At 65.8% G+C, this 11,169-nt stretch carries 6 protein-coding genes; 4 read left to right on the forward strand and 2 right to left on the reverse strand.

The genetic code is table 11. The features are described from left to right. Positions 1-498 precede the first annotated feature (498 nt). The 4 genes from putA to N511_RS0117915 all read left to right on the forward strand — a co-directional run bounded on the left by putA (position 499) and on the right by N511_RS0117915 (position 8,332). Complete coding sequence (gene putA / locus N511_RS0117900; protein WP_027680533.1) at positions 499-4,491, forward strand: trifunctional transcriptional regulator/proline dehydrogenase/L-glutamate gamma-semialdehyde dehydrogenase; 3,993 nt, start codon at positions 499-501, stop codon at positions 4,489-4,491. Positions 4,492-4,621: 130 nt separating this feature from the next. Beyond that, complete coding sequence (locus tag N511_RS0117905; protein WP_004628665.1) at positions 4,622-5,767, forward strand: branched-chain amino acid ABC transporter substrate-binding protein; 1,146 nt, start codon at positions 4,622-4,624, stop codon at positions 5,765-5,767. Positions 5,768-5,965: 198 nt separating this feature from the next. Beyond that, a complete protein-coding gene (locus N511_RS0117910) occupies positions 5,966-7,189 on the forward strand; it encodes a cation:proton antiporter (RefSeq protein ID WP_027680534.1) in 1,224 nt (407 codons plus the stop codon). A 9-nt stretch (positions 7,190-7,198) separates the two neighbouring features. Further along, positions 7,199-8,332 carry a YbdK family carboxylate-amine ligase gene (locus tag N511_RS0117915; protein WP_027680535.1) on the forward strand — a complete coding sequence of 378 codons (1,134 nt, stop codon included), beginning with the start codon at positions 7,199-7,201 and terminating at the stop codon, positions 8,330-8,332. Positions 8,333-8,353: 21 nt separating this feature from the next. Here N511_RS0117915 and N511_RS0117920 read toward each other — a convergent pair whose 3' ends face one another. Both N511_RS0117920 and N511_RS0117925 read right to left on the reverse strand, forming a co-directional pair. Continuing rightward, positions 8,354-8,869 carry a GNAT family N-acetyltransferase gene (locus N511_RS0117920; protein ID WP_027680536.1) on the reverse strand — a complete coding sequence of 172 codons (516 nt, stop codon included), beginning with the start codon at positions 8,867-8,869 and terminating at the stop codon, positions 8,354-8,356. Positions 8,870-8,883: 14 nt separating this feature from the next. After that, positions 8,884-10,938: an OPT family oligopeptide transporter gene (locus N511_RS0117925; protein ID WP_027680537.1), complete on the reverse strand. Its 2,055-nt coding sequence runs from the start codon at positions 10,936-10,938 to the stop codon at positions 8,884-8,886. Positions 10,939-11,169: the final 231 nt, after the last annotated feature.

Below are 11,169 nucleotides of genomic sequence, written 5' to 3' on the forward strand. Positions count from 1 at the left end.
AACGTCAAAAGAAAAAGGCCAACCCGTCGCGCGGTTGGCCTTGTCGTTTGGGCGGGCGCCCAGATGGTGCGGCTTTTGTCCTTTGACTTTCCCTGCCCTAGATGGCGCCTTGAATTTCTGTTGCAGGGAGGAAAAAGAGGGGAGGCTGTCTGAGCGAAGCGAGTTTGCCTCCCCTCCCTCCCTGCGACAGAAATTCAAGGAATCCGTCGCCATCTCGGGCGCGCATTTCTTTGCTTACTTTCTTTGGGCAAGACCAAAGAAAGTGAGTCAGCCCCGGCAGGGGATGAAACAAGGGATGCACCAAAAGCCAAAAAACCCGCCCACCAAAACAATAAAAGTCGCCCCAAAAGCCCCCATCACCCTCTGCGGTTGCACCCCAATCTACCCATTTCGAACCAAGGGGTTTCACTAGGTTGCACCTTCGGGATCGCCAGGCGTATGATCCGCCCAATTTGCCGGCCACAAGCCAGGCAATGGCAGCTCTGGATAGGAACCCACATGGCTACAACCACCCTCGGGGTCAAGCTGGACGATGCTTCGCGTGAACGCCTCAAGCGCGTTGCGCAGTCCATTGACCGCACGCCGCATTGGCTGATCAAGCAGGCGATCTTCACGTATCTGGATCAAGTGGAGCGGGGGCAGCTGCCAACTGATGCAAACGGCCCGGCGGCGGATGGCCTCCCGTCCGCCGCCGCAGCCGTCTCGGACGTGCATGAGGGTGACGAGCCCACGGTGCAACCGTTCCTCGAATTTGCGCAAAGCGTGCAACCGCAGTCGGTCCTGCGCGCTGCCATCACCGCCGCCTACCGCCGGCCGGAAACCGAAGCCATTCCGATGCTGCTGGAGCAGGCCCGCCTGCCGGGCGCGCTCGCCTCGGAAGCCAAGCAGCTTGCACGGGACCTCGCCGGCAAGCTCCGCACGCAAAAGGTCGGCACCGGTCGCGAAGGCTTGGTGCAGGGCCTGATCCAAGAATTCTCGCTGTCGAGCCAGGAAGGCGTGGCGCTGATGTGCCTGGCCGAGGCGCTGCTGCGCATTCCCGACAAGGCCACGCGCGACGCGCTCATCCGCGACAAGATCAGCAACGGCAACTGGCATTCGCACCTGGGCCAGAGCCCGTCGCTGTTCGTGAACGCCGCCACCTGGGGCCTGCTGCTGACCGGCAAGCTGGTCGCCACGCACAACGAAGCCGGGCTGTCGAAGGCGCTCACGCGCATCATCGGCAAGAGCGGCGAGCCGCTGATCCGCAAGGGCGTGGACATGGCGATGCGCCTGATGGGCGAGCAGTTCGTCACCGGCGAAACCATTTCCGAAGCGCTGGCCAATGCGCGCAAGTTCGAAGCCGAGGGCTTCCGCTACTCCTACGACATGCTCGGCGAGGCCGCGATGACGGAGGAAGACGCCCAGCGCTACCTCACGTCGTACGAGCAGGCCATCCGCGCGATCGGGCAGGCCTCTGGCGGGCGCGGCATCTACGAAGGGCCGGGCATCTCGATCAAGCTGTCGGCACTGCACCCGCGCTACAGCCGCGCGCAATACGACCGCACGATCAACGAGCTGTATCCGCGCGTGAAGGGCCTGGCGATGCTGGCCCGCGAATACGACATCGGCATCAATATCGATGCGGAAGAAGCCGACCGCCTGGAGCTGTCGCTCGACCTGCTGGAACGCCTGTGCTTCGCGCCTGAGCTGGCCGGCTGGAACGGCATCGGGTTCGTGGTGCAGGGCTACCAGAAGCGTTGCCCGTTCGTGCTCGACTACATCATTGACCTGGCCCGTCGCAGCAAGCACCGCCTGATGATCCGCCTCGTGAAGGGCGCGTACTGGGACAGCGAGGTCAAGCGCGCCCAGGTCGACGGCCTGGAGGGCTATCCGGTCTACACGCGCAAGGTCTACACCGACGTGTCGTACCTGGCCTGCGCGCGCAAGCTGCTGGCCGCGCCGGAGGCGATCTTCCCGCAGTTCGCCACGCACAACGCGCACACGCTGGCGGCCATTTATCACATGGCCGGCCAGAACTATTACCCCGGCCAATACGAATTCCAGTGCCTGCACGGCATGGGCGAGCCGCTGTACGAGCAGGTCGTCGGCAACAAGCCGGGCAAGCTGAACCGCCCGTGCCGCATCTACGCGCCGGTCGGTACGCACGAAACGCTGCTGGCCTACCTGGTGCGCCGCCTGCTGGAAAACGGCGCCAACACCTCGTTCGTGAACCGCATTGCGGACGAGTCGATTCCTCTGGACGACCTCGTCGCCGACCCGGTGGCGGTGGTGGAAAAGATGCACGCCGATGAAGGGACGCTCGGCCTTCCGCATCCGAAGATTCCGCTGCCGCGCGCCCTTTACGGTGACGTTCGCGCAAACTCGTCGGGCATCGACCTGGCGAACGAGCAGCGCCTGGCGTCGTTGTCGTCCGCCCTTCTTGCCGGCACCAGCACGGTCTGGACCGCCGAGCCGACGATCGGCGATGCGCCTTACGTGGGGGGGCCATCGCAACTTCGGCAGCCGGTGCGCAATCCGGCGGACCTGCGCGACATCGTCGGCCATGTGACGGAAGCGACCGAAGCCGACGTGGATGCCGCGCTGTCGGCCGCTACCGCCGCCGCCCCGATCTGGCAAGCCACGCCGCCGGAAGCGCGCGCCGCGCTGCTCGATCGCGCCGCCGACCTGATGGAAGGCGAGATGCAGCACCTGATGGGCCTGATCATCCGCGAGGCCGGCAAGACGCTGTCCAACGCCATCGCCGAGGTGCGCGAAGCCGTCGACTTCCTGCGCTATTACGCGGCACAGGTGCGCGGCGGGTTCTCCAACGACACGCACCGCCCGCTGGGCCCGGTGGTCTGCATCAGCCCGTGGAACTTCCCGCTGGCGATCTTCACCGGCCAGGTCAGTGCCGCGCTCGCCGCAGGCAACCCCGTGCTGGCCAAGCCCGCTGAACAGACCCCGCTGATCGCGGCGCAAGCCGTGCGCATCCTGCGCGAAGCCGGCGTGCCGGCCGGTGCCGTGCAACTGCTGCCGGGCCGCGGTGAGACTGTCGGCGCGGCGCTGGTGAAGGACGGGCGCACCAAGGGCGTGATGTTCACCGGTTCGACCGAAGTTGCGCGCATCCTGCAGCGCACGCTGGCCGGCCGCCTGGATGCCAACGGCGCGCCGATCCCCCTGATTGCCGAGACCGGCGGTCAGAACGCGATGATTGTCGATTCGTCGGCGCTGGCCGAGCAGGTGGTGGCGGATGTGCTGTCGTCTGCGTTTGATTCGGCGGGGCAGCGTTGCTCGGCGCTGCGCGTGCTGTGCCTGCAGGATGACGTCGCCGACCGCGTGCTGGCGATGCTCAAGGGCGGCATGGCCGAACTGGCGATGGGCAATCCGGATCGCCTCGCCACCGACGTGGGCCCGGTGATCGACGCCGAAGCGCGCGACAACATCGTCGGCCACATCGAAGCGATGCGCGCCAAGGGCCGCCGCGTGCATCAGGCACCGGTGCCGGCCGCATGCGCGCACGGCACGTTCGTGCCGCCGACGGTGATCGAACTCGACAGCCTGTCGGACCTGACGCGTGAGATCTTCGGCCCCGTGCTGCACGTGGTGCGCTGGAAGCGCTCGGCGGACAACACCGGTTTGACGAAGCTGATCGAGCAGATCAACGGTACGGGCTACGGCCTGACGCTAGGCATTCACACGCGTATCGACGAAACCATCGCGCACGTGGTCGACCGCGCGCACGTCGGCAACCTGTATGTGAACCGCAATATCGTCGGCGCCGTCGTGGGCGTGCAGCCGTTCGGCGGCGAAGGCCTGTCGGGCACGGGCCCCAAGGCCGGCGGCCCGCTGTATCTGCTGCGTTTGCTGTCGACCTGCCCGCAGGACGCCATGCGCACCGCGCTGCAACTCACCGCAGGTGCGGGTACGGAAGTCGATACCGACGCGCGCCGCGCGCTGCTGGCGCCGTTCGACGCGCTGACGGACTGGGCACGCAAGCAGTCGGCGGCGCAGTCAGCCGATCTCGCGGCGCTGTGCGAGCGCCTGGCTGCGGCCTCGGCCACGGGCGCTACCGCCACGCTGCCCGGCCCGACCGGCGAGCGCAACACCTACACGCTGTTGCCGCGTGAAGCGGTGCTGTGCGTGGCGGCCGATCCGGCGGATTGGCTACGTCAACTGGCAGCCGTGCTGGCGGTCGGCAGCGTGGCCGTTGTGCAGGAAAACCCTGCCATCGAAGCGGTACTTCGGGGCTTGCCGGCGGCAGTACAATCGCGCGTCCGCGTGGTCGGGTCGACCGACGAAGCGGCGTTTGATGCGGTGCTGCATCACGGCGATTCGGACCATCTGCGCGCCATCTGCGAAGGACTGGCACGACGTGCCGGCCCGATCGTGGGGGTGCAAGGCCTGCCGCATGGCGGGGAAGGGCTGGCGCTGGAGCGCCTGCTGATCGAGCGTTCGCTGTCGGTCAATACGGCCGCCGCGGGTGGCAACGCCAGCCTGATGACCATCGGCTGACGGGGAGCACGAGCAGGATTCGCGGTTCCATTCGCACGACGGGTGCGGATGGGATGCGAAGCGGGAGGAGGGCGGCGGTGATCCCGCCGCGCTATTGATCCAAATTGCGTTTGAACTAGGAGACGCACAAATGAAATTGAAGCAACTGTGTCTGGCGGCAGCACTGTGCACGCTGGCGGGTGGTGCAATGACGGCCGCATCGGCCCAGGAAGTCATCAAGCTGGGCTTTGCTGCCCCGATGTCGGGTCCGCAAGCGCAATACGGCACGGACATGAAGAACGGCGCGACGCTGGCCGTCGAAGAGTTCAACGCCACCAAGCCGAAGATCGCCGGCAAGGACGTCAAGTTCCAGCTGATGGCAGAAGACGACCAGGCTGACCCGAAGACCGGTACGGCAGTCGCCCAGAAGCTCGTGGACAGCGGCATCAAGGGCATGCTCGGCCACTTCAATTCGGGTACCAGCATCCCGGCGTCGCGCGTGTACAACCAGGCCGGCATCGCGCAGATCGCCATGGCAACCGCGCCGGAATACACCAAGCAAGGCTACAAGACGACGTTCCGCATGATGACTTCCGACACCCAGCAGGGTTCGGTGGTCGGCACGTTCGCCGTCAAGAAGCTGGGCTACAAGAACATCGCCATCGTGGATGACCGCACGGCCTACGGCCAAGGTCTGGCCGACGAGTTCGAGAAGGCTGCCAAGGCTGCCGGCGCCACCATCGTGCGTCGCGAATTCACCAACGACAAGGCCAGCGACTTCAAGGCCATCCTCACGCAGATCAAGAGCAAGAACCCGGACGCCGTGTTCTACGGTGGCGCCGAAGGTCAATCGGCCCCGCTGCTCAAGCAGATGCGCGAGCTGGGCATGAAGTCCACGCTGATGTCGGGCGAAATGTCCAAGACCGACGACTTCATCAAGCTGGCCGGCCCGCAAGCGGCGGAAGGCATGGTGGCATCGCTGGCCGGTCTGCCGCTGGAGCAGATGCCGGGCGGCGCTGGCTACAAGGCCCGCTATGAGAAGCGTTTCGGCACGCCGGTGCAGACGTACTCGCCGTACGCCTACGACGGCGCGATGGCCCTGATGAAGGCGATGGTGGCTGCCGGCTCGTCCGACCCGGCCAAGTACCTGCCGATCCTGGCTGCCACCAACACGCAAGGCGTGACCGCCAAGCACTACGCCTATGACGACAAGGGCGACCTGAAGGACGGCGGCATCACCGTCTACAAGGTCACCGGCGGCAAGTGGACGCCGCTGGAGAGCGTCGGCGGCAAGTAATCCGACCGGCTCTCAGCCATTTGCAGTATGAAAACCGCCCTCCGGGGCGGTTTTTCTTTGCCGGCAGCCGGCGGCTCCAAACGCAGAGTTGTTGTCTTCTGCGTCGAAAATCATCGATCTATTATTAAATATCGTGTAACGCGGCTCTAACGCGTGTCAGTGCTTGGCTGACTTTCCCGGATGAGGGCTTCGGGTACCATGTCGGCCATGACAGGACTTCACGATCTCTTCCCTTCGTGGCCGCCCGCTCCTGGCGGCCTTTTCTGGATCGGGCTGGCGCTGGTTGGCGCGGCGTTGTGCGGCGAGTTTGCGCGCGCGGCGCTCAAGCTGCCGCGCATCGTCGGCTATGCGGTAGCGGGGCTGGTGGCCGGCGTGCTCGGCCGCCCGCTCATCGACACCGACATGCTCGAGCAGACCCACATCCTGATCGAGATGGCGCTGGCATTGGCGCTGTTCGAGCTGGGGCACCGGCTGTCGTTCGAATGGCTGCGTGCCAATCGTTGGCTGTTGCTCACCAGCGGCTTCGAAAGCCTGCTGACCTGGGGCCTGGTCACCTGGGTGCTGCAGCTGTTTGGCGTGGCGACGCCGGTGGCGGTGGCCGCGGGCGCCATCGCGGTGGCCACGTCCCCGACGGTGCTCCTGCAACTCAAGAACGAACTGCGCGCAGAAGGCCAGGTGACGGAGCGACTGCTCTCCCTGGGCGCGCTCAACAGCATCTACGCCAGCGTGCTGGTGCCGCTGACCGCCGGCTGGCTGCATAGCGAATACGGCCATTGGGCGGCTGCGCTGATCCACCCGCTGTACCTGCTGGCAGGTTCCGTGCTTCTGGCGTGGGTGGTCGGCAAGGTGGGCCATGCGCTGTATCACCGCATGGCGGGTGACGATCACTACGCGTTTCTGGTGCTCGTCGGCCTGGTGCTGTTTGCCTTGGCGATGGCCAAGCTGCTGAAGCTGTCGGTGCCGCTCACGCTGCTGCTGGCGGGCGTCGTGTTCAAGCACCAGGACGATCACCCGCGCGTCTGGCCGTCGCACTTCGGCAGCGCGGGCAGCATCCTGATCGTGGTGATGATCGTGTCGCTCGGCCTGCCGCTCAAGGCATCGGATTGGGCGATCGGCGGTGTGGCGGCGGTGGCGCTGGTGCTGTCGCGCTTCATTGCCAAGCTGGCGGCCACCACGGCGCTCGGCTCGTTTTCGGGGCTGTCGATGCGGCAGAGCATTGCGCTCGGCCTGGCGCTCGGCCCCATGTCGGGATTGTCATGGTTGCTGATGCACGATACGGCGGCGCTGTATCCGCAGACCGGCGGGCCGCTGGCGGCCATCATCCTGTGCACGCTGGCGATCCAGCAGATTGCTGCGCCGATCCTGACTGCACGGTCCCTGCGCTGGGCGGGTGAGGTGCGGCAAGACAACGAACACCGCTAAGAGGCTTCCATGTCCCTCGAACCGTTCTCGAAATCCGAAGCACTCACGTTTGGCGTCGAGCTGGAACTGCAGCTCGTCAATCGTCACGACTACGACCTTGCCTCCGCGTCGCCCGACCTGCTGCGCATGCTCAAGGGCAAGGAATACCCCGGCGACATCAAGCCCGAGATCACCGATTCGATGATCGAGATCTCCACCGGCATCTGCCACAGCCACGACGAGGCGCTCTGGCAGTTGCGCGAAATGCGCGACCGCATGGCCGAAGCCGCCACGGCGCTGAACATCGGCATCTGCGGCGGCGGCACGCATCCGTTCCAGCAATGGAGCCAGCGCCAGATTTCGCAATCGCCGCGCTATCAGTACATCTCGGACCTGTACGGTTACCTCGCCAAGCAGTTCACGGTCTTCGGCCAGCACGTGCATCTGGGCTGCCCGAATCCCGACGATGCGCTGTATCTGCTGCACGCCATGTCGCGCTACGTACCGCACTTCATTGCGCTGGCAGCGTCGTCGCCGTTCGTGCAGGGCGTGGATACGGGGTTCGCATCCGCACGCATGAATTCGGTCAGCGCCTTCCCGATGTCGGGCCGCGCGCCGTTCGTGCTGACGTGGGATGCCTTCATCGCGTACTTCGACAAGATGCACGCCACCGGCGTGATCGAAAGCATGAAGGACTTCTATTGGGACATCCGCCCCAAGCCCGAATTCGGCACGATCGAAGTCCGCGTGATGGACACCCCGCTGACCGTCGAACGCGCCGCCGCCATCGCCGCCTATATCCAGGCGCTGGGCCGCTGGCTGCTGCTCGATCGCCCGTTCATGCCCGAGGAAGACGACTACCTCGTCTACACCTTCAACCGCTTCCAGGCATGCCGCTTCGGGCTGGCTGGCGAATACGTCGACCCGGCCACGGGCAATCGCGGTGCGCTGGCCGATCACATCCTGGAGACGAGCAAGGTGCTGTCGGCACATGCCGAAGCGCTGTCGTCCGAAGGCGCGCTCGACATGGTGCGGGAGGTGGTGGAGGGGCGCGATGCGGATGCTGAATGGATCCGCGCGGCGCAACGTGAAACCCGCAACCTGCACGAGACCGTGCGACGCGGTTGCGGGCGCTGGACGCAGGCGGCAACGCAGCCCGCCTGACGCATCGAGATCGAAGAACAGTCAGTCGCTGCGGACCGTTCCGGGCGCTTCCAGCCAGCGCTGCATGAACACAAGGTCGAGCCACTGACCGCGCTTGATGGCGGCCTCGGGCATGCGGCCCACTTCCTTGAAGCCGAGCTTTTCGTGCAGGCGGATCGAGCCTGCATTGGCACCGTCGATGGCGCCCACCATCAGGTGCTTGCCCAGCGCCGCGGCACGCTCGCAGAGCGCTTCGACCAGCAGGCTGCCCAGCCCCTTGCCGCGCCAGTCGCGGTGAATGTGCACCGAGTGCTCGACGGTGGTGCGAAAGCCCGGGTACGGCCGGAAATCCCCAAAGGATGCAACGCCTGCGACTTGCCCGTCATCGTCAGCCACCAGCACCGGATACCCCTGCGTGGCGCGCAAGGCCAGCCACGCGGTGCGGTCTTCCAGCGTGACCGGCGTTTCGGTGTAGATCGCATTGGAGTTGGCGATCACGTCGTTGTAGATGGCGAGGATGGCCGGCAGGTCGGCCTGCGTTGCGTCGCGGAGCAGCATGATGCGGGATGGGGTCAGTGAGTCGGTCGCACCGCCAGCACGCGGCGCGCGAAGGCCCAGCATACCAAGGCGAACACGATCAGCCCAAGCCATTGCGCCGTGCCTTCAAACGACGCACCGACGATCGCCAGCGGCGCATCCTTGCCCGTGCCGCCGATGACAGCCGCCATCAATACGCCCACCAGGCTTTCGCCGACGATCAGGCCCGACGCCAGCAGCACGCCGTGGCGGTTCGGCACCTCGGCATAGCGCTCGTACGGTACGCCTGCAGCCCGCGCGCGCTTGGCAAGCAGCTTCTCGATGATCCACGCCAGCACCGCGCCGGTCACCAGCACCGTGCTCACCGTCGGTGGCAGGTAGATGCCGATGCCGACCGCCAGCACGGGCAACCGTGCGACACCGCCACGCTGCTTGAGCGCCCAGTCGACGGCGATAAGCAGCACGCCGATGACGATGCCCGCAATCACCATGTTCCATTCCAGCTGGTGCGTGAAGATGCCGGTGGCGATGGCGGTCATGAGCGTCGCCTGCGGTGCGGACAGCGCCTGCGCGGCGTCCATGCCGGCACGCGGCAGCGCACCCGGGAAGCCATACGCGTTGTACAGCAGCTCCAGCACCGGCGAGATGACCGCCGCGCCCGCCACGCAGCCGATCAGCAGCGCCACCTGCTGGCGCCACGGCGTGGCCCCGACCAGCCAGCCGGTCTTCAGGTCCTGCAGGTTGTCGTTGGAGATGGTGGCCACGGCCACCACGGCCGACGTGGTGAAGATCGCCAGCGCAATGCCGAGCTTGCTCGCTTCGGGCGAACCCACGATGCCGTTGTCCGCGCCGATGGCCAACAGCAGCAGCGACACCAACGTGATGGCGATGATGCCGATGCCCGAAATCGGGCTCGACGACGAACCGATCAGCCCGGCCATGTAGCCGCACGCCGCCGCCACCAGAAAGCCGAACACCACCGCAAAGATCACCGCGCAGGTGATCAGCGTCCAGCGCGAGCCGGCCGACAGCATGGTCGGCGCCAGGAAGGCGGCAAACGTGATCACCAGCACCACCACCATGGCCAGCGTCACCAGGAGGATCCAGCGCGGCGCCATGTCCTGCTCGGTGCGTAGCGCGCTATCGGTTTTCGGGCGCAGGCTGCCGAACGAGCGCTTCACGCCTTGCACCACCGGGCCGATCAGCGTGCCCAGCGTCCACACGGCCGCCACCGCAATCACGCCGGCGCCGATAAAGCGCACCTGCGTGCGCCACACATCCGTGCCGAACGCAGACAGCGCCTTGCCGGCCGGCATCGGCGTGATCGAGGTCAGATACGGCACGGCGATGCCCCAGGCGATCACCAGGCCCACCAGCATGGCCAGCCCGGCCACCAGCCCGATCAGATAGCCCGCGCCCAGCAGCGCCGTCGAAAAGCCCAGCGGCAAACGCACCACTGCGGCCCCGGCGGCGAACCACCAGCTCGCGCCTTCGCCCAGCAAGCGCAGGCCGCTGGTAGCAAACGCTACGATGGCCGCGACGATGCCGCCCGCTGCCAGATCGCGCATGCCGGTGGCGGCGGGCACCGCGTCGTCATCGACGGCGTTTTCACCGTCCGCCGACTGGCCGCTGCCCACGCGCAGGATTTCTGCGGCCGCCACGCCTTCGGGATAAGGCAGGTCGCTCTGCACGACCATCGCATGGCGCAGCGGGATCGTGAACACCACGCCCAGCATGCCGCCCGCCATGCACACTCCAAACGTTTGCCAGAACGGGAAGCCTTGCCAGTGCCCGATCATCACCAGGCCGGGCAGGATGAAGATGATGGAAGACAGCGTCCCGGCCGCAGACGCCTGCGTCTGCACCATGTTGTTTTCGAGGATGTTCGTGCCGCCGAGCATGCGCAGCACGGCCATCGAAATGACCGCTGCCGGAATCGCCGAAGAGAACGTGAGGCCGACCTTCAGGCCGAGGTACACGTTTGAAGCGGTAAAGATCACGGTGATGATCGCGCCAAGGATCATGCCGCGTAGCGTCAGCTCTGGCAGGGTCGCTGCCGGAATGTGCTTGGGAGGATGGAGGGATTGCATCCTGCGGGTCTCCAAAGAGGGTTCTCGTGGCGCGGATTATAGGAGTGGACGGGGGCGGGGGCTTGTGCGTTTTTTTTGGGGTGTGCTCTAGATTTGTTGTTTGTGGTCCATCCCTTGTTTCATCCCCTGCCGGGGCTGACTCACTTTCTTTGGTCTTGCCCAAAGAAAGTAAGCAAAGAAAGGCGCGCCCGAGATGGCGAAAGACTCCTTGAATTTATGTCGCAGGGAGGG

The sequence above is a fragment of the Ralstonia sp. UNC404CL21Col genome, from assembly GCF_000620465.1.
GTDB classification, from domain to species: domain Bacteria; phylum Pseudomonadota; class Gammaproteobacteria; order Burkholderiales; family Burkholderiaceae; genus Ralstonia; species Ralstonia flatus.

Excerpts from the sequence above, each read along its gene's own strand:
- N511_RS0117925 (WP_027680537.1), bottom strand. The coding sequence starts at position 10,938 with ATGCAATCCCTCCATCCTCCCAAGCACATTCCGGCAGCGACCCTGCCA.
- N511_RS0117920 (WP_027680536.1), bottom strand. The coding sequence starts at position 8,869 with ATGCTGCTCCGCGACGCAACGCAGGCCGACCTGCCGGCCATCCTCGCC.
- putA (WP_027680533.1), top strand. The coding sequence starts at position 499 with ATGGCTACAACCACCCTCGGGGTCAAGCTGGACGATGCTTCGCGTGAA.
- N511_RS0117905 (WP_004628665.1), top strand. The coding sequence starts at position 4,622 with ATGAAATTGAAGCAACTGTGTCTGGCGGCAGCACTGTGCACGCTGGCG.
- N511_RS0117915 (WP_027680535.1), top strand. The coding sequence starts at position 7,199 with ATGTCCCTCGAACCGTTCTCGAAATCCGAAGCACTCACGTTTGGCGTC.
- N511_RS0117910 (WP_027680534.1), top strand. The coding sequence starts at position 5,966 with ATGTCGGCCATGACAGGACTTCACGATCTCTTCCCTTCGTGGCCGCCC.